Origin of the sequence: Flagellimonas amoyensis, assembly GCF_003058265.1 — a bacterium.
In the GTDB taxonomy this organism is placed as follows: domain Bacteria; phylum Bacteroidota; class Bacteroidia; order Flavobacteriales; family Flavobacteriaceae; genus Flagellimonas; species Flagellimonas amoyensis.
Window position 1 is genome coordinate 220884 of the sequence record NZ_QBUK01000009.1, and the last position, 18747, is coordinate 239630.

The window sequence follows — 18747 nt, forward strand, 5'->3', positions numbered from 1 at the left end:
TAGTTTAATTAAAAACATGAATTGAAATACAAATATAATCAAATATCTATATATAGTAAAATTAATTCTTGATTTATCTATCTTATTTTGTTAAGATATAATCTTGCTATGTTTAAATTAATTTATTAACTTTGGTTAAAGTTAATATCTCATGAGCAGCTTAGGAAAAACACTCAAAAGTCTTAGAACCCTTAAAGAACTTACACTTAAGGATGTTGAGCAAAAGCTTGGAATTTCAAATGCTTATTTGAGCCAGTTAGAAAATGACAAAGTAAAACAGCCATCTGCAAATACTTTATATAAGCTTGCTAAGCTTTACAATGTAGATTTGGATATTTTACTTTACTCCGCCGGTATAATCGACAAAAATCCAGTGGAAGAAAGAAGTGAAAAAACTAAATTCATTAACGCCGTTCAATATTCCTCTGATGGACTTACAAAAGAACAGAAGGATTCGGTTTTGGAGTATTTAGAGTTTCTAAAAAGCCGTAATAAATGATTGAATCTACAAGAAAGGACATCGAAGAGGTGTCCTTTGAACTTTTAAAACAAAGCAAGGCTTTTGATATATTTCCTACCCCTGTTGATCGAATTGTTGAACATTCTGAATTGATTATTAACAACAATGTAGATTTAAGTCATATAGACAAAACCTTTTTTGAGTCTTTAAAAGAAAAAACGGGAGAAGGAATTAAAATTCTTCAAGAAGGACTATTAAATATTCGGGGCTTATTTGATCGTTCTGAAAGTACCATTTACATATCTCAAACCAGACATCTCGGTAGAAAAAATTTTGTAAAGCTACATGAAACAGGCCATGGTGTTTTACCTTGGCAAAGTGCCGTTATTGGTGCTTTTGACAACGCCACTACATTAAATCCGGATTTTGAAGATCAATTTGAAGAAGAGGCTAACTATTTTGCATCTATTACACTTTTTCAGCACAATCGCTTTGATCGAGAAATGAGAAAATTTGATTTTGGACTTCCCGGTATTGTAGCATTAGCTAAAAAATTTGGGGCTTCAGTCCATGCCTCATTCAGAAATTACATTTTTAAAACCAGTAAAAGATGCGCCTTACTCGTATTAGATCCAATACAAAACAGAAATTTTTATAAGCCAATTTGTTCTACGAGAAACCTATTCTATTCAAAATCATTTTTTTTAGAATTTGGAAAAATCGACTTTCCTGAACAATTTGGATACACATGGGATTTCATTCCCAGGTATCTTTCCAAATCTCCATTCATCACCGATGGAGAAATAACCCTAACCTTAAAAAGTGGTGAAATTATGGAAGCCAACTATCATTTATTTAAAAATGGATATAATGCATTTGTGTTAATTTTCCCAAAAGGGGAAAAAATGAAAAAAGCAAGAAATAAAGTAATCCTTAAATAGGATAAACGTTAAAATTTGTTAAAAGGTGAGCAATTCGGTGCCTCTCAAAAATGACCCTCCGGGAAGCCCTGAAAAATGGGCTTTTTTTGTATAAAGTTCGAGTCCCGTCCAGACCGCTTGGAATATTTCCAAATTTATGCAAAAGCCTGTAAACAAGATGTTTACAGGCTTTTTTCATTTCCAATAATCCAAGCTCCCAAGTAGTGGCCGGACACATAACTTTATTTTTCTTCCCCTATTCTTCACACATCAAATTTTCAGTGAAATGGACAAAATGAAATATCGGTAAGGAAAAAATACTGGTTTTCAGTGATTGCCCCTTTCATAGGGACCCCCTAATTTTGATAAATCATGGCGTTTCACAATGCCTAATACCGTGTGCTAGAAACAGACAAATATTTAATCAAAACCCAACAATGCCCAAATACTTTTAAAATGATGAACAGAATTATGTTATTGATTGCCCTTGTGTCCATACTTTCATGCAAAAATGGACAAGGTCAGGGACCACAAGCAGAATCCGAGCAATTGGAGATTCTGGGAACGAATAATACCAAAGAGAATTTCAGCGAGGGAAAGATAGACGTAGTCATCCATTTTCCCGGAAACCGTTTGAGCGAAATTTTGAACAAGGTAGACCCATCCAAGGGAGATGTGCAGCAACAGATGCAAAACCTAATGAAAGATTTATCACAATCCGAGGCGGAAAACATAAAAAAGGTAATGGAGGCCAATCCCATTCTTGCCATGCAGATCATGTTTGCACCAATGCTCAAAAATGAAATCTTCGTACGAGAAGACCATGCACTCGCCAAATGCGATGGATTGATGTACCATCTAGAGAATAAACTGAATGGTGAAAATGAGACCGGGGTGGTGTTCATCCAGTCACAATATGATAAGAGCAAGCAACTTACGTTCGAATATGACAAGGATTATTTTGGGGAAATCCAGCTACAGACCAGGATAGACATGGACTTATATGACAGGCAGCAGACCAATGACACTGATGTAATCGCCGGCTACACCTGCGCCAAGGCCATATATACGTTGAAAAACAGCGCACCAATGGCATTGGGAAAACTTGAGGTCTGGACCTCCGAACGCATGCCTCAGTCACTGAATTTTATACACCCTTTCTATTTGGAGGAGGAACATGGTATCATGAAAATTGCAATTTATCAAGACATGGATTCGGATATGCCAATGGTGTACGAGTTTAAAAAAGTGACCCCTGTACCAGTCAGCGATTCAGATATGGAAATCCAACAAAGCCAACCTGTCTATTCAGGAAAATCCGATGCTCAGACCATAGCTGCCAAACTGATGGGTATCATGTTCGGGAACCCATAACAGTAATCCTTACAAACCTATTTTATGAAAAAATACGCAGCCATTGCGCTTGTCGTACTGATGGCCTATTTGTCAAATGCTTGCTCAAGCGATGATGGCGCCGGTCAGAAAGTTAGCGATTATCGCTATGAAGTGACGGGCACTGTTTCCGTCCCGGTCCAGATTCAATATACCCCGACCATCTTGAGTCCAGAAGATGTCCTTGATGATGTTGATTATGAGGAAACCGTTACACTTCCTTGGACCAAAGAGGTGTCGTTGCATTATTTGGCATCCGGGGTGGGTCTTTCCGTAGCCGTTGAAGATGGTTTTGTCGGAGAAATGGTCTCCATCAAGATTTTTCTGGAAAAAGAGCAGGTAGCTACACATTCAGCCGAGGTGGCCCCAGATGGCGTCCTTGTATTTGTGGCAAACTATTACGTTGACGGAACGGTAACCGTACATGGTGATTGAAAAATCGTATTCAACAACAAAAGAAATATGCAAAAAACGTCCCTACTTTTATCCCTAATTCTTTTCACAATTATTGGAAGTACAAATCTAAGTGCCCAGTACAAGCAGGAAGAATATCAAAAACACCCTCTACAAAGGATTTTCCCACAACAGCCTTTTGACTCAGTTATCGCAAGGAACTCTTTGGCCAAGGGCAAAGCCACCATAAAGGGGGTCGCCTTTACAAAACCCACCAACAATTTGGGTTTCAAAGCTCCCTTGGCAGAGAAAATCTATGCCAACCATATTACCGTGGAACTGTTTCCCTATACCCCTTACTTCGAAGAATGGTATGAGCTCAAAAGAAAAAAGGAGAACATAAAGAAAAACCGGATTGTCTATATGGACAGCATCGCCTATGGGCATCGGTTGTACTGTGAGACAAATTCACGAGGTGAATTTACCTTTCCCGAAATCAAACCAGGGAAATACATCATCATGGGAACCTTGCCCTGGACATCCTCGGGGTATCAGGACCAATATACGGGCAGCGGGTATGGCTCTTATGGAGGAAGAGTGGATTACTATGACCGGCAATACTACACTGTATCACATAGTGATTTCCTGATACAGGTCATAACTGTGGAGCCCGACACTGAAACTGTTAAAGTAAAATTGAAATAGACGATGGTCCGATGGATCGGAAGAATACAATAGAGTACTACTTCCGATTCATTGAACGATTTTCATTATTGTTTTATCAGTTCCACCCTTCGGTTTTTGGCCCGTCCTTCTTCAGTTTCATTATCCGCAATGGGGTCTTGGGAACCATGCCCTTGAAATAACAACCGTTGGGCATCGATTCCCATGGAGACCAATTCTTTCATCACGGTTTGTGCCCTGTCCTCGGACAGTTTTTGGTTATGTGCATCATACCCCGAGGCATCGGTGTACCCGTGAATGGAAACCTTCAACTCCTCATCGGACTGCAATGCCTTGGCCACCTCTTCAACGGCCTCTGTCCCTTTAGGCGTAAGAACCGCCTTGTCCAACTCAAAATTAATGTACAACACCACTTTACCGCTTTCCTCCAAATCTTTTTGAATCTTGTCCGACCTTAAAATGGAGATTGTCTGCTCAAAGGGTTTTTCCTGGAGGATGTTCAGGCAGCCTGATGCAGTATCCCCAGTCAGCTGCACATAGATGTTTCCACCATCTGGCCGTCGGATCACATAGGTCCGTATCCGTTGGCCCACGTAGCCAATGGAACCATCCTCGCCCATATATACCGCGTCGTCATGGTATCTTTCGTATTCTTCACTGCTTATTTTTCCATCAAACACTTTTACCCCGCCAACAGAAGTGATGATGTCATCGTAACTTTTCTGGAAATAAGGTAAGGACCATTGATCGTAACCTCCCTCGGCAGAAATATAGGTCTTCCATACTTTACCTTCCAAAGGAGTCATGATGCTATCCAACGCAACAAATAGCACATCATATTTTCGCTGTATGGGGCGGTTTGTGGTGACAAGCCCTTCAGGCAGACTAAAAAATGGGAACTCTCCAAGGTCGACCTTGGAGATAGGGAGGTCATTGATGTTGAATTTAGGTTCTTCGGCACCTGTTTCTTCCACAGCTTCGGAGGCATGTCCGATTTGGGTTTCTTCCATAGGCTCGGTACCTGTGTCAGCGTCCTTCTTTTCAGCTCCTTTTTTACAGGATATCAATGGCAATATCAGTGCAAAAAAGAGCAATATTCTTTTTGGATGTAAAATCGGTAATTTCATAATGTGTATAAATAAAAAGGAAGTGGTCGAAACAACCACTTCCATCTGTTTTTTTTAGATATATGTAACTTTTATGCCTTTAATCGATGTTGAATTTCACCCCGGCACCAATGACCAATTGGTCGGCATCGCCAAGGACGTACTTAATCTCGGCAAAGGGCAAGAAGTTCTTCCCTATGGGAAAATTGACACCGGCTCCCAGGTTCAGTCCCACTTCACCACTACTACCACTTCCACTGCCAAAATCATTGTCGAACTTTACTTTGGCATGGGTATAGTTCAATCCTCCCAAGCCATAAAAACCCAAGGTCTCGTCGTCCACAAAATAGTAGTTCACATTACCGTTTATCTCGAACATATTGAATTTGACATCACCTTCTTTTTTGGGAAAATAGTATCCGATATCCGGAGCAATGACAAGTTTGTCCATAATGGGGATTTCTGCTGTGGCCCCAATACCAATGCTCTCTATCTCGGTTCCATAGATCAGTTTCCCACCAATGCGGAAATCATTTTGGGCCAGTGCAATTTGGCAGGTCAACAGGATGAATCCAAAGCTTAGTAAAAAAGTTTTCATGTATTTAAAGGTTAAAGTTTATGATGTATTCGTTGCATTTTGATATGCGGGTATGACCATCAGTCAAACTCATAGGTCATGGAAAAGTTCATGTAACCATTGCTTATTGCAGTAACAGTGGATTCCTCCACCACAGTGTCCCCCCGATAAATTTTAAGCAGAACGGTCTCTCCTTCGTTGCCCGGGTTACTTACGCTGTCCGAGACTCCAAGTACTATTACGGGCACGTCTCCATCAATGGTCACAGATTTCGACCAAGGCAGGGATTCCGCTTCCGCAATCTGCTGGTTTCCTCCCTCATCGGAATAAACGATTACCACTTCCCCGGAGTAGTTACCAGTTATTTCATATGTCATTTCCCTGGTCTGCGGAACGGACCCATCATCCGAGGAACAGGCCCCAAGACCTACCATAATAACAAAGGCCAATAATCTAATCATTCTTTTCATGATCTCTCTAGTTAAATTTACAGGGCAAAAGTAGACGCCCCGCTCCTCCATAACAATACCCGACCAGAGGTATTTTCGACTACTGGTTTCTTGGTATTTTTAGGCAAAAGCGATTGAATGATTAAACTAAATCATAAATTGCGGGTATGATTCGAAACCCCCTGATCATCCTACTCCTTGTCCTTGGTATCTACATTTGTCCTGCCCAAACTCCCTTAAGCGGGTCCACATATGCGGATAGTCTGAACCAAATCCTGAAAAATGCAGGAAACGACAGTGTCAAGGCAAGAGCCAACCTATTATTGTCCGAATATTGGTACAACAAGAACAACGATGAGGCCCATGAGCACTTGACCAAAGGAAATGAACTTGGCCAGAACTATCCATACCTAAAAGGATTGCAGCTCTACTACGAGGCCTATTTTTATTATGATACCGATAAGGAAAAAAGCCAATCCATTTACTTGACCGCCGACTCACTGCTCAAGGAATACCAGAATGCCGACGCCTATTATTACCGATCAAAGGTTTGGCGAAGGATTGGGGCCCTCAAACAGACTCTGGATGACGAAAAAGCCTTTACCGACATCTTATTGAACAAGGCCATTCCTTTTGCCAGACAGTCAGGCGACAGTGTGCTAGTGGGAGATCATTATTTGGCGCTGGGCATCGTCTTCAAAAACCAGCGACAGCTTGACAAGGCAGAGGAGTATTGCCTAAAGGCCATAAGTGCCTTAAGAAATGCCCGTGCAGAGCCGGGAGTACTCGCCAAGGCCTATTACACCATTGCCGAAAACTATGTGTTCGAAGAAAAATACGCCCAGACCAAGGCCATGCTCGATAGTGCCAAAGTACGCTTGTCCCCCTACCCCGATTCTGAACATTTTTTACGCTACTATGCCATTGAGGGGATGTATTTTACCGTTGTGGGCCAGTTTGATGATGCCCTGGTCAGTTTGGACAGGGGGATAGCCTTGGCCCAGAAGCGTGCTTTAAAATACGAGGAGCAGACCTTGCTCTTTCAGAAATTCTATGTGCACTACAACGACAAGGAGTACAGAAAAGCGGAGAAGATCTTCCAGTTTCTTTTGGAACAGAAGGAAATCATGTCGCTGGCCATCAACAAACTACAAATATACCAAGGGCTAACGGAAACCTACGTCAATCTGGGCGATATGAAACAGGCCTATGAGTGGCAAAAAAAATACAGCACCCTGAGCGATAGTCTGCACACCAGCAAGCTGAAGAGCGATATCAATGCCCTTGAAATCAAGTACAACAATGCCGAAAAAGAAAAACGCATAGCCCGGTTGGAAGCAGAAAACAAAATGGCTTCACTAGCGGCCCATAATAACCGGCTTGCAAATTGGTTGTTGGGAACCATCAGTCTCTTTTTCCTGTTCGTAGTGTTATATTCCTATTTCTATTATCGAAAGGACAAAAAACTGGCCTTTGAAAAGGAACAGAACTATCGCAACCAGTTGACAAAGCTCAAGCAGGATCAGCAACTGATGTCCGCCCAGGCCATGCTAAAAGGTGAGGAACTGGAACGCAAACGAATGGCACAAGACCTTCACGATGGATTGGGGGGCATACTGACCGGGGTGCGCATCAACCTTTCCAATGTGGAAACCAAAGTGGCCAAGACCCTGTATGAAGAAGTCAAAAAGATCATTACCAACGTGGACAAGTCCATGAAGGAATTGCGAAGGATCGCCCATAACCTGATGCCAGAGTCGTTATCGAGGATAGGATTGTCCAGTGCCTTGGAAGACTTGTGCAAATCCTACGAAACCCTTGATTTCAAAGTGGATTACCAACCCTATGAGATCCAATCCACATTGACGGAAACCGAAAAGCTGACCATATATAGAATTGTACAGGAATTGTTGAACAATGCCCTAAGACATAGTAAGGCTTCCCTGGCCATTGTGCAATGCAGTCAAAACGAAAACAAGTTCTACATCACCGTGGAAGACAATGGAATAGGCTTTGACCCACAGTCGCCATTGAACCAAAAAGGATTGGGACTCCGCAATCTGGACCATCGGGTCCAGACCATGGACGGCAGCATCAATATCATATCGGAACCCAACGATGGGACCACAGTAAACATTGAACTGAATGTACTTGGATAAGACCTCCATTGTCATTGTAGATGACCACTCCATTGTGATAGAGGGACTCAAATCCCTTTTGGATGGTGATCCGTTGGACGTTCTTGGACACTTTACGTCAGGCAACGAGGCCTGTGACTTTATCGAAAGGGAAAGGCCTGACTTGGTGTTGTTGGACATCAACCTGCCAGATGTCAGCGGCATAGACCTCTGTCGAAAAATCAAGGCCATGGCACCCGAAACAAAGGTTTTGGTACTGAGCAACCATAATGAGAGGAACATCATCATGCAGACGCTCCAAAATGGTGCAAATGGGTATATGCTGAAAAATATTTCAAAGCAAGGACTGTTGCAGGGAATTTCAGCGGTAATGGCAGGAGAGATCCATTTTTGCAATGAGATCGGGGGCATTATTTCCAAGCCCACCAAATATGAACTGGGAGACCCCCCCTATCTGACCAAAAGGGAAAAACAGATCCTACGGATGGTGGCCGATGGGGAAACGACACAGGAGATTGCATCACGATTGAACGTAAGTCCATTGACCATTGAAACGCACCGTAGAAACCTGCACCATAAATTCCAGGTCAAAAATGTGGCCGAACTGATCATGGTGGCCAACAAGCATCAACTGCTGTAAAGTACCATAGCGCTCAGCCTCTTTTAAATGATCCATAGCATAGGACATTTTACTCCCTATTTTTAATCGCTCAGCCCCAATTCTGTGCGCCAGTGTATTTTACCTTCAAAGGATAGGATGTTTTTTGTTGCTTTGTACCATGCCAGAGACCCAAAAAGCGAGCAACATACTTTCCCTTTACTGGAAATGCCAGATCATAGGTTGGGGAATTGTTTCCCTGCTGTGGTTATATATTGCTTTGGTACGGGATCGGTTTGGCATTACCGATGCTCTGACCAATTATGTCCTCGATGTTGCCATTTGTATCGGGCTCACCCATGCCTATAGAGCCATTGCATTGAAGAAGGGATGGGGCCGATTGGGCATCAAAAAATTGTTGAAAAGGGCCGTTCCTTCGATTTTGATGTTGTCCGTTCTGTTCATGTTCTTGATGAACATTAAAATGTCCGTATATATTTATATGTTCAATGGCAGCAATACCTTTTCTGAAAATCTGCTTTTATGGAATCCTGTCCTGATCACAGGCATAAGGCATATGTCCATTTGGGTGCTTGCCTACCATGGTTATAAATTTTATGTTAGGGAGATTGATACCGCAAAAAAGAATGCCCAGCTCTTGGTTATGGCCAAGCAGACACAACTGGACAATCTTTCAGCACAATTGAACCCCCACTTCTTGTTCAATTCGCTCAATTCCATCAAAGCGTTGACCCTTGAAAATCCCAAAATTGCGCGCAGGGCCATCGATTTGTTGTCCGATCTATTGCGTTCGTCACTTTATGGGAAAGAATATACCGCCATCACCATTGCCGAGGAGTTGGCCTTGGTCAAAGACTACGTGGAATTGGAACAATTACGGTTTGAGGAACGTTTGAAAGTGAAAATGGATATTGATGATACCTTAAAGAGCCATACCATCCCACCTTTGAGTATCCAACTTCTGGTTGAAAATGCCATCAAGCATGGAATAGACCAACAATTGGATGGAGGAACGGTGGAAATTTCGGTCCGGACCGATTCCGACCATATCCTCATCACTGTCAAAAATCCAGGGATTCTTTCAACAAAAGAGCATAAGGGGTTGGGGTTGAAAAATTTAAGCGAACGTCTTTTGTTACAATATGGGGAAACGGCAGAATTGGAGATCGGAGCCCCTAGGGAGCTGATGATAGAGGCAACCCTAAAGATACCAATCAATAAGAAATGAAGACCTATAAAACATTGATCGTTGATGATGAACGCTTGGCTCGCGAAGAAGTGAGGAGGGCACTGAATGGGTATCCGGAGTTTTGTATCGTGGGAGAGGCACAAAATGTGGAAGTGGCCATCGGAATGATCGAGACAGAACAACCCGACATTCTTTTTCTGGACATTCACATGCCCGGGAAATCAGGATTCGACCTGTTGGATGAATTGGGAACCGTTCCTGAAGTGATCTTTACCACGGCCTACGACCAATATGCCGTGAAGGCCTTTGAAGTGAATGCCTTGGATTATCTGGTGAAGCCCCTGCGGGAAGAACGATTTGCCAAGGCCATTGAAAAGGTCAAAATGGAACTGGAAAAAAAAGTGGAAGAACCGCAGACAACGGTTTCCAATCACCAAAAAATCTTTGTCAAGGACGGCGAAAAAGTACATTTTATCACATTGGGGGACATCAGTTTGATCGAATCCATGGACAATTATGCGCAACTTCACTTCAACGACAAGAAAACCATGATCAAACGCTCCTTGAACCTTCTGGAAAAAAAACTGGATCCCAACGTGTTCTTTAGGGCCAACAGGAGCCAGATCATCAACACGGAATACATCAAGGAAATCCAACCGGATTTCAACAATAAACTACGGATTTTCCTAACTACAGGGAAAACCATTGAAGTTTCAGGTAGGCAATCCGTACTGTTCAAAAAACTAAAAAGTCTGTAGCAAATACATACATCAAAAAAACATATCACCAATGACAAGGGCTCATGGTGATGGTGAAATATGTTCAAAATCCAACATCTGTCAAAATGAAAAAACACATTATAACATCCGTTCTTGTCTTAATAGCAAGCTGCTGTTTTTTAATCCATTGCAAGCGAAAAGACGCTGTACAGGTTCCCCGTACGGTCATTGAGGACAACACCACATATCTTATTCAGGACAGTATTTTGATCCAAACCAGGGATGGTGCAAAGATCCATGCCATAGTGGTTAGGAACTCCAAAATCACCAAGCCAAATCCTGCCATACTTTTCCACACCATATATTCCCGGAAGAGTGATCTGCAAAAGGCAAAAATGGCGGCAGATCGGGGTTATGTCGGGGTCATTTCATATACTCGCGGGAAAGGGTTGAGCCCAGATTCCATAATGCCCTTTAAAAAAGAGGCGACCGACACTTATGATATCATCGAGTGGATAAGCAAACAGGAGTGGAGCAATCAAAAAATAGGTATGTATGGGGGAAGCTATGTAGGTTTTGTCCAATGGGCCTCGGTCAAGCATGGGGTGCACCCCGCACTGAAAACCATTGTACCATCCGTATCCGTGGCACCGGGAATAGCCGAGCCCATGGAAAATGGTGTCCATCAAAATTTTCATTTTCCCTGGCACCATTATGTGTCGAACAACAAATACCTGGACACCACCCTTTATTCCAATGGGCAAAGATGGCAAGACCTGAACATGAAATGGTATGGGGAAGGTGTCGCCTACAATAAAATGGACAGTTTGGATGGGTTACCCAATCCTCAATTCAATGAGCGGTTATTGCACCCTACTTATGATGCCTATTGGCAAAGCATGATGCCTTATAAAGAGGAATTCTCGCATATGGACATTCCCGTTCTGTCCACGACAGGGTATTATGATGGGGGGCAAACGGGCATTAGATATTATTTGAACGAACACACCAAATACAATAAGGATGCAGTGCATTATTTAGTCATTGGGCCCTACACCCATTTTGGTGCCCAAGGAAAACCCAACGCCCACATTTTGGGATATGATATAGATCCTGCGGCCCAAATCGACATCACGGATTTGATCTTTGAATGGTTCGACCATATCCTGAAGGACAAGGAGAAACCGTCCTTGCTGAAGGACAAGATCAATTATGAGGTCATGGGAGCCAATACATGGGGACATGCCCCTTCGTTAGACCAAATGGCAAACGACACCCTTACCTATTACCTGAGCAGCAAACGATCGGGTGTGGCCTTTAGATCAACCTATAATTCTGGGAACAATGGGGAGAACATCCATTTCAGTTTGGAAGAGCGTCCCGATGATCCTGAAGGGTATTTGGAACAGACAATCGATTTTTTGGACAGGCGGAATTTCACCTGGAATTCAAGCGGATGGGGAAGCATTGTTGCAGACAACTTGACCATTGGCCAAGGATTTTCCTTTGTCACCGAACCCTTTACCTCCGATTTCGAAGTCAATGGCTCCTTTGGAGGAGAAATGTCGGTATCCATCAACAAAAAGGATTTTGACTACAGTGTTGCATTGTACGAGCAAACGCCAGACGGGAAGTTCTTTGCATTGACATTGCCCTATGTGGGAAGGGCCAGTTATGTATTGGACCGCGAAAAAAGACAATTATTGGAACCCCTTGTCAAAACAAAGATTCCTTTTGGCATTGTCCGGATGACGAGCAAAAAAATCAGCAAAGGCAGCCGATTGGTAGTTGTTATCAACGGAATCAAGGAACCTTTTACCGAGATCAATTATGGTTCGGGCAAACCTGTAAGCGAAGAAACCATGGCAGATGGCAAAACCCCCCTTGTGATCACTTGGCACAGCGATAGCTATATTCAGATTCCTGTGAAGAAAAACAAAATCTACCTCTCCATGGCAACACTATGTAAGTAAACCAAATGTTTCTATCAAAAATATGTTTGATCAAATCTATTCCCCGACCAAACATTCTATGGGTTTGTGTATAAAATGGACAGAACGACATCCTCTTTTATTAGCTTCATGTTGAATCATTTCTCTTAAATAAAAAACAATAGAGTCAATGAAGTATATGGGATAACATTCCATTTCTTCCTTGTAAGCCAACACATACTCATTAACTTTGTCAATCCCATCCTTAATCATCCCTTGCATGAAAAGATGTTCTTGGCCCTGTATCATGAACTGGGCAAATAAGAGCTAGGATTGTCCCAATAATAGAGTTCTTACTAAGGTGTTGTCCTCTATATTGTATTGGTGTTCAAAAATTTCCGAAGATTGACAGGTATATATCCATAAGCATAGCTTCGAAGAAGCTCCCTGCCGTAATAATTGCCACTTCCAAGGTCCATAATTGGATTCACGCCCTGAGGTTCTCTTTTGAAAGACCCTTCTCATACCTTATTCCAAATCACACTTGGTAGAACCATTGTTAGCAATCAAGACAATGATGCCTATTTCTAATGAAAATCATACCGTACAAAAGCTTCCATGGCAGCATAGCTGGCCAGCCCAAGTGCCTGGTACTTCTGTGCTGTGTCCTTGTTCCTGTCCTCGGCGCGCACCCAAAACTCCCTGAGGTCCTCCCCTTGGAACATCACCCCGTCCTTTTGCGTCTGGTGGTAGAATATCGCCTTGCGCTTTCTCAGGACCTGCTCAGGGCTCATCGGGACGGCCATCTCGATCTCGTGGGTGTCCCACTCGTGCCATGCCCCGCGATAGAGCCATACCCAACACTCTTCCATGAATGGTCGTGGCTTCAGCGCATCCAAGGAAGCGAAAAGGGCTTCCAGACAGACACGGTGAGTGCCATGGGGGTCGGCCAGATCGCCCGCCGCATAGATCTGGTGCGGTTCGATCTTTTCGATGATGTCGTTCATGATCTGGATGTCCCGTTCACCTAGCGGGTTCTTCTTGATCGTGCCGGTCTCATAGAACGGAAGGTCCAGAAAATGCACCTGACTGTCCGGTATGCCCATATATCGGGTGGCGCCATAACTTTCACTCCTCCTTATACCCCCCTTCACCTTTCTCACAGGTTCCGAATCAAAGTCCATGTCCGTTTTCTTTTCAAGATCAAGTATTACTTGCTTAAAGTGTTCGGTAGGTTGAATGGAATTCGCCACCTCGGCAACCTTCAGCACCTCGTGGTCGGCCACCGCTATGTTCCCCGATGTCTGATAAACGATGTGCACTTCATGTCCCTGTGAAACCAAACGGTCAAAGGTACCTCCCATGGAGATCACATCGTCGTCCGGGTGGGGACTGAAGATGATCACCCTCTTTTTGGCAGGCTCCGCCCGCTCGGGACGGTTGCTGTCATCCGCTCCCGGCTTGCCTCCTGGCCAGCCCGTTATGGTATGTTGCAGACGGTTGAACGTCCGGATATTGATCTCATACGAGGATTCCTCCGTACTGAGCAGGTCCGACATCCCATTGTCGTTATAATCCTTATCGGTCAGTTGCAAGATGGGCTTGTCCTTCCTCTGGCTCAGCCACACCACGGCCTTGTGGGTCAGGTCCTTGGTCCAGTCACAGCTCTGCACCAACCAAGGGGTGTCTATCCGGGTCAACAAAGATGCCGCCTCCCTGTCCAGCACAAAGGTGGCATTAGGGTGTTCCTGTAGATAGGTCGCCGGCACCTCGGAGCTCACCTCCCCCTCTATGGTCCCTCTGATGATCTCTGCCTTGTTCTGTCCCCAGGCCATCAGCACGATGCGTTTGGCCTTCCTGATGGTCCCTATCCCCATGGTGATGGCCTTGCGGGGGACGTTCTCAAGCCCTTTGAACGATCCAGCGGCATCCACCCTTGTGATATGGTCCAAGGTGATGTCCCTAGTGGCAGAATTATAGTGGGACCCCGGTTCGTTGAAGCCGATGTGCCCTGTCCTGCCTATGCCCAACAGTTGGAAGTCCAGTCCGCCCGCCTCTTCTATCTTCCGTTCATATTCCCTACAATATTCCTGTACCGCATGGGAGGGCACCGTGCCATCCGGGATATGCACGTTTTCCTGCAATATGTCCACATGGTCGAACAGGTGCTGGTGCATGAAATAATGGTAGCTCTGGATATTGGCCTTTTCCATGGGATGGTACTCATCCAAATTGAAAGTGATCACATTCTTGAAACTGAGCCCTTCCTCCCTGTGCATGCGCACCAGTTCCTCATAAACCTTGATGGGCGAAGATCCCGTGGCCAGGCCAAGGACACATTGAAGGCCCCTGCCAGACCTCTCCCTGATCAGTTCCGATATTTCCTTTGCAACCTCCAATGATCCCTGTCTTGAATCATCAAAGATTACATTGTGTATCTTTTCAAATCGTGTTTGTTCAAATTGTCCTGCAGGCTCATGTTGAATTGATTGTTGACCCGTTCCCATAATTTATTGTGACGTATTTTATCTAATGATTATTTTAATTTTTTTCCATAAAAGTGAAAGACTCGTTGCCGAAACCACAACGATGATGCTCAATACAGATGCCCAAAGCCATTTTCCATAGATCCAATAGCCCATCGCGAACAGGGTACTATAAATGAGGACTGTTCCTAGGAGCATTGCCAGTATTCCACTGGGCACACTCCATTTTTCCCCTGTTTCCAAATCGATTCCCTCTTTTTTTCCCTGCACTATGATCTTGTTCCATCCCGGGCCTCCCGGTCTGATCTTCTCGCAGAAGGCATAGAGTACTTCCTTGTGCTCCGGTGAGGTGACAAAGGTGGCCACCAACCATGCAAGGGTAGTGAACAGGACCACAAAGGGATATTCGGTCCAACTGGGCAAAAGTCCGCCATCAGCAAATAAAAAATCCCCAAGAGGCGTCAATTTGAGTACCAACGAGAGTATTCCAGAAGCGAACATGGCCGTGATTTCACTCCAAGCATTGATTCGCCACCAAAACCATCTTAGGATAAAGATCAGACCCGTACCGGCCCCAAAAACAAGGAGTATCTCAAAAAGTTGCAGTGCATTTTGCAGCAAGAGTGCCAATGCAGCACTGAGAATCATCAAAACGACAGTGGATAGGCGACCCACCGCTACCAATCTCTTTTCTGATGCCCCTGGATGGACCCTTTCTTTATAAAAATCATACACAATGTATGACGAACCCCAGTTGAGTTGGGTGGAAATCGTGGACATGTAAGCTGCTATCAATGAAGCCAGTACCAGCCCCAACAGACCTGTAGGTAGTTTAGTGAGCATGGCGGAATAGGCCAGGTCGTGCCCAAGCTTATCCTCAGAAACTATCGGAAAAGCTTGTTGTAAACTTTCAAGGTCCGGGAAGACCACCAGCGAGGCCAAGGCCACCAAGATCCAAGGCCAGGGACGCACCGCATAGTGCATGATATTGAAGAAAAAAGTAGCGGCTATGGCATGTTTCTCGTTTTTGGCTGAAAGCATCCGTTGGGCAATGTAGCCCCCGCCCCCCGGTTCCGATCCTGGGTACCAAGAACTCCACCATTGTACCGCCAAGGGGATAATAATCAGTGTAATCAATGCCTCTGTGTTATCTAGATCGGGCACAATTGCCAATTTTTGTTTCACTTGGGAATTCGAAAGCAGGGCATCCAAACCACCAACTTCCGGGATATTCACCAGATAATAAGCAGCCCCCACAGTTCCTGCCATGGCCACAAAGAACAGGACAAAATCCGTGTAGACCACTCCCTTGAATCCTCCAATGGCACTAAAGGTGACCGTGACGATACCTGCAATCAAAACGGTCTGCCAAGGCTCCAACCCCAACATGATGCTCCCTATCTTGATGGCCGCCAGAGTAACGGCTGACATGGTGATCACATTGAAGATCACCCCAAGGTATATGGCCCGAAAGCCCCTCAAAAACCGGGCCGGTGCCCCACCGTATCTCAGCTCATAGAACTCCAGATCGGTATTTACGTTGGAACGTCTCCAAAGTCTGGCATAGATAAAAACAGTCAAAAGTCCAGTGAGCAGAAACGCCCACCATACCCAATTGCCTGCTACCCCATGGGTACGTACGATGTCCGTGACCAGATTGGGAGTGTCCGTGGAAAAAGTGGTCGCCACCATGGAAATACCCAAAAGCCACCACGGCATGGATCTCCCTGAAAGAAAGAATTCGGAACTGCTCTTCCCCGAACTCTTGGAAACATAGAGGCCTATGCCCAATGTAATGGCAAAAAACGTGATTATGATGGCATAATCCAGCAGTTGTAATGTAATCATGATTATGGTGTGGAAAGGTTGGAAAAAGAAAATAGTTATTTTCCGTATTGCAAAAGAATGGGCAGGGAGCAACCCCTGCCCGCCTTCATCAACTAACTCAACAACTAAAAACTATCTATTCAAATACTAGGGTCGGATGCCCCCTCTGTGTTATTGGCATCAAAACCAAGCAATCTGTTCTTATGCGTTTTGGCAAATTTGTTTCTGTCTACCCAAATGTTCAACTTCAAGCTCGACAATATCATCCAACCTCAGGTATACCTGTGGCTTCTGGCCCATGCCAACTCCTGGGGGAGTCCCCGTAAGAATAAGGTCCCCCTCTTCCAAGGTCATGAACTGGGATAGGTAATGAACAATGAAATGGACGGAAAAAATCATGTTGTCGGTATTGCCCGATTGCATAAGCTGGCCATTTACCCAAAGTTTCATGTCCAGGTCTTGGGGATTTTCAATGCGATCCGCATCCAACAAAAAAGGTCCTATGGGCGTAAAATTGTCAGATGATTTGCCCTTTGTCCATTGGCCGCCTCTTTCCAATTGGAACGCTCTTTCAGAAACATCGTTGGCCAAACAATACCCTGCAATACACTCCTTGGATGCCTCTATCGAATCCAGATATCTGGCCTTTTTGCCTATCACCACTCCCAGTTCCACTTCCCAATCGGTCTTTTCACTTCCCCTGGGAATCAAAATAGGATCGTAGGGTCCGACCACGGTATTGCTTCCTTTTTGAAAGATGATTGGCTCTGTAGGAATCGGCATTCCTGCTTCTTTGGCATGGTCCGAATAATTCAACCCTATGCACATCACCTTTCCCGGCCTTGCCATTGGGGCTCCCCATCGTTCTTCTTCTCCCACCAATGGTAAATCTTCTCCTTTGGAGAGCAATTCCTTCACTTGGACAGGGCCATCTGCCGCAAAAAAATCCCTATCAAAATCCTTGAAGTAGGCTGATAGGCTGTATCGTTTGTCATTTATCAATACTCCTGGCTTCTCCATTCCCATCTTCCCGTATCGTATCAATTTCATATTGAATCTATTTTGTTGTTTTAAAAAATAATAGCGCTCCTACCGCTCAGTCATTGTCTGTGTCGATCGGGGATATCTTTAAAAATTCCGATAATCCCCTGACAAGTATTGGTTGGCCTTTTCTTCCTTGAACTTTGCCGCTTCCGCATCCCAATGCAACGTTTCACCAGGAAAACGGCCCGCAATGGTGCCCAAAAGTATGGTCTCGGTCAACCGTGCCCCATAATCGAATGGCGCAGTGGTCTCTCCTTTGCCCAAGCAGGCATCCACGAACTGGTGGTAGTGCTTCGGGCCCTCGGTCTCGTAATTTCGGATGGGCTCGCCCATGTTGTTGGCCGCCGATACCTTGGCGATCTCCTTGGAGATGTCCACATACTTGCCCTTCACGATCTTTTTGGGCAACTGCATGAAGTGGGGGAGCAGCAACCTGCCTTTTTCACCAACGAACATAGCTCCCTGTTCTGGCAGTTCGCCCTCTCCGGCCACTTTGGCATCGAGCGACATCTTATCGGCCACACTCTCCTCTTTTTTCGGTTTTGTGCCCATTGTCTTTTTAGCACCGGGCAAAACCAAATCTTCATGCATATCAGGAACACCAGGGCCATCATACCAAATCCACTTAAAGGATTTTGAGGTATAAGGAGTAGTTGGAAATTCATAGGTAACCACATTGTTTTCTGGGTAGCTGTATCCATTGGAGGGCCTACATTGTGTGGTTATGGTGGTCGGTACGTCCAGTTGCAGGGCATTGTAGGGGGTATCGAAGATATGGACCCCCATATCGCCCAGGGTGCCGCAACCGTAATC

At 44.6% G+C, this 18747-nt stretch carries 16 protein-coding genes and 1 pseudogene; 10 read left to right on the plus strand and 7 right to left on the minus strand.

The genetic code is table 11. The annotated features are described in order from the left end of the window. The first annotated feature begins 151 nt into the window (after positions 1 to 151). The 5 genes from DB398_RS13880 to DB398_RS13900 all read left to right on the plus strand — a co-directional run bounded on the left by DB398_RS13880 (position 152) and on the right by DB398_RS13900 (position 3870). Positions 152 to 499 carry a helix-turn-helix domain-containing protein gene (locus tag DB398_RS13880; RefSeq protein WP_108425042.1) on the plus strand — a complete coding sequence of 116 codons (348 nt, stop codon included), beginning with the start codon at positions 152 to 154 and terminating at the stop codon, positions 497 to 499. Then, entirely contained in the window at positions 496 to 1401 is a 906-nt protein-coding gene (locus DB398_RS13885; RefSeq protein ID WP_108425043.1) for an ImmA/IrrE family metallo-endopeptidase, read from the plus strand. Before DB398_RS13880 ends, DB398_RS13885 begins: the two co-directional genes overlap by 4 nt. Positions 1402 to 1836: 435 nt before the next feature. Beyond that, positions 1837 to 2754 (plus strand): hypothetical protein, encoded by a 918-nt coding sequence (locus DB398_RS13890; protein WP_159076446.1) that lies wholly within the window; start codon positions 1837 to 1839, stop codon positions 2752 to 2754. A gap of 24 nt (positions 2755 to 2778) precedes the next feature. Further along, on the plus strand, positions 2779 to 3207 hold the full coding sequence (locus tag DB398_RS13895) for a hypothetical protein (RefSeq protein WP_108425045.1): 429 nt from the start codon (positions 2779 to 2781) through the stop codon (positions 3205 to 3207). Between the two features lie 27 nt (positions 3208 to 3234). Beyond that, positions 3235 to 3870 (plus strand): hypothetical protein, encoded by a 636-nt coding sequence (locus DB398_RS13900; protein ID WP_159076447.1) that lies wholly within the window; start codon positions 3235 to 3237, stop codon positions 3868 to 3870. A gap of 65 nt (positions 3871 to 3935) precedes the next feature. Here DB398_RS13900 and DB398_RS13905 read toward each other — a convergent pair whose 3' ends face one another. From DB398_RS13905 to DB398_RS13915, 3 genes are all read right to left on the minus strand, one after another. Next, positions 3936 to 4976 carry an OmpA family protein gene (locus DB398_RS13905; RefSeq protein ID WP_108425047.1) on the minus strand — a complete coding sequence of 347 codons (1041 nt, stop codon included), beginning with the start codon at positions 4974 to 4976 and terminating at the stop codon, positions 3936 to 3938. Between the two features lie 79 nt (positions 4977 to 5055). After that, positions 5056 to 5553, minus strand: coding sequence for an outer membrane beta-barrel protein (locus tag DB398_RS13910; RefSeq protein WP_108425048.1), 498 nt, complete (start codon positions 5551 to 5553; stop codon positions 5056 to 5058). Between the two features lie 59 nt (positions 5554 to 5612). Then, positions 5613 to 6002 (minus strand): hypothetical protein, encoded by a 390-nt coding sequence (locus tag DB398_RS13915; RefSeq protein WP_159076448.1) that lies wholly within the window; start codon positions 6000 to 6002, stop codon positions 5613 to 5615. 146 nt (positions 6003 to 6148) lie between these two features. Between DB398_RS13915 and DB398_RS13920 the strand changes: the two genes are divergently transcribed. The 5 genes from DB398_RS13920 to DB398_RS13940 all read left to right on the plus strand — a co-directional run bounded on the left by DB398_RS13920 (position 6149) and on the right by DB398_RS13940 (position 12619). Beyond that, the gene (locus tag DB398_RS13920) at positions 6149 to 8140 is read left to right on the plus strand and encodes a tetratricopeptide repeat-containing sensor histidine kinase (protein WP_108425050.1); all 1992 of its coding nucleotides are present in this window, start codon (positions 6149 to 6151) and stop codon (positions 8138 to 8140) included. Further along, complete coding sequence (locus DB398_RS13925; protein WP_108425051.1) at positions 8127 to 8759, plus strand: response regulator; 633 nt, start codon at positions 8127 to 8129, stop codon at positions 8757 to 8759. Before DB398_RS13920 ends, DB398_RS13925 begins: the two co-directional genes overlap by 14 nt. Positions 8760 to 8898: 139 nt before the next feature. Next, complete coding sequence (locus tag DB398_RS13930) at positions 8899 to 9966, plus strand: sensor histidine kinase (protein WP_108425052.1); 1068 nt, start codon at positions 8899 to 8901, stop codon at positions 9964 to 9966. Next, complete coding sequence (locus DB398_RS13935) at positions 9963 to 10685, plus strand: LytR/AlgR family response regulator transcription factor (protein ID WP_108425053.1); 723 nt, start codon at positions 9963 to 9965, stop codon at positions 10683 to 10685. The genes DB398_RS13930 and DB398_RS13935 overlap by 4 nt, the downstream gene beginning before the upstream one ends. An 86-nt stretch (positions 10686 to 10771) precedes the next feature. Next, positions 10772 to 12619, plus strand: a complete 1848-nt coding sequence (locus DB398_RS13940; protein WP_108425071.1) for a CocE/NonD family hydrolase — start codon at positions 10772 to 10774, stop codon at positions 12617 to 12619. Between the two features lie 545 nt (positions 12620 to 13164). On the opposite strand, the gene nagB is transcribed toward DB398_RS13940, so the two are convergent. The 4 genes and pseudogenes from nagB to DB398_RS13965 form a co-directional block, all read right to left on the minus strand. Beyond that, positions 13165 to 15084, minus strand: coding sequence for a glucosamine-6-phosphate deaminase (gene nagB / locus DB398_RS13950; protein WP_108425055.1), 1920 nt, complete (start codon positions 15082 to 15084; stop codon positions 13165 to 13167). 18 nt (positions 15085 to 15102) lie between these two features. Beyond that, complete coding sequence (locus DB398_RS13955) at positions 15103 to 16911, minus strand: sodium:solute symporter family protein (protein WP_108425056.1); 1809 nt, start codon at positions 16909 to 16911, stop codon at positions 15103 to 15105. A gap of 180 nt (positions 16912 to 17091) precedes the next feature. After that, positions 17092 to 17940: a fumarylacetoacetate hydrolase family protein gene (locus DB398_RS13960; protein WP_108425057.1), complete on the minus strand. Its 849-nt coding sequence runs from the start codon at positions 17938 to 17940 to the stop codon at positions 17092 to 17094. Positions 17941 to 18018: 78 nt separating this feature from the next. Further along, a pseudogene (locus DB398_RS13965) lies at positions 18019 to 18747 on the minus strand (gfo/Idh/MocA family oxidoreductase); the annotation flags it as partial.

Bases quoted from the DNA above. Each gene is read 5' to 3' on its own strand.
- DB398_RS13880 (WP_108425042.1), top strand. From the start codon at position 152: ATGAGCAGCTTAGGAAAAACACTCAAAAGTCTTAGAACCCTTAAAGAA.
- DB398_RS13900 (WP_159076447.1), top strand. From the start codon at position 3,235: ATGCAAAAAACGTCCCTACTTTTATCCCTAATTCTTTTCACAATTATT.
- DB398_RS13910 (WP_108425048.1), bottom strand. From the start codon at position 5,553: ATGAAAACTTTTTTACTAAGCTTTGGATTCATCCTGTTGACCTGCCAA.
- DB398_RS13915 (WP_159076448.1), bottom strand. From the start codon at position 6,002: ATGAAAAGAATGATTAGATTATTGGCCTTTGTTATTATGGTAGGTCTT.
- DB398_RS13925 (WP_108425051.1), top strand. From the start codon at position 8,127: ATGTACTTGGATAAGACCTCCATTGTCATTGTAGATGACCACTCCATT.
- DB398_RS13935 (WP_108425053.1), top strand. From the start codon at position 9,963: ATGAAGACCTATAAAACATTGATCGTTGATGATGAACGCTTGGCTCGC.
- nagB (WP_108425055.1), bottom strand. From the start codon at position 15,084: ATGGGAACGGGTCAACAATCAATTCAACATGAGCCTGCAGGACAATTT.
- DB398_RS13960 (WP_108425057.1), bottom strand. From the start codon at position 17,940: ATGAAATTGATACGATACGGGAAGATGGGAATGGAGAAGCCAGGAGTA.
- DB398_RS13895 (WP_108425045.1), top strand. From the start codon at position 2,779: ATGAAAAAATACGCAGCCATTGCGCTTGTCGTACTGATGGCCTATTTG.
- DB398_RS13955 (WP_108425056.1), bottom strand. From the start codon at position 16,911: ATGATTACATTACAACTGCTGGATTATGCCATCATAATCACGTTTTTT.
- DB398_RS13885 (WP_108425043.1), top strand. From the start codon at position 496: ATGATTGAATCTACAAGAAAGGACATCGAAGAGGTGTCCTTTGAACTT.
- DB398_RS13905 (WP_108425047.1), bottom strand. From the start codon at position 4,976: ATGAAATTACCGATTTTACATCCAAAAAGAATATTGCTCTTTTTTGCA.
- DB398_RS13920 (WP_108425050.1), top strand. From the start codon at position 6,149: ATGATTCGAAACCCCCTGATCATCCTACTCCTTGTCCTTGGTATCTAC.
- DB398_RS13940 (WP_108425071.1), top strand. From the start codon at position 10,772: ATGAAAAAACACATTATAACATCCGTTCTTGTCTTAATAGCAAGCTGC.
- DB398_RS13930 (WP_108425052.1), top strand. From the start codon at position 8,899: ATGCCAGAGACCCAAAAAGCGAGCAACATACTTTCCCTTTACTGGAAA.
- DB398_RS13890 (WP_159076446.1), top strand. From the start codon at position 1,837: ATGATGAACAGAATTATGTTATTGATTGCCCTTGTGTCCATACTTTCA.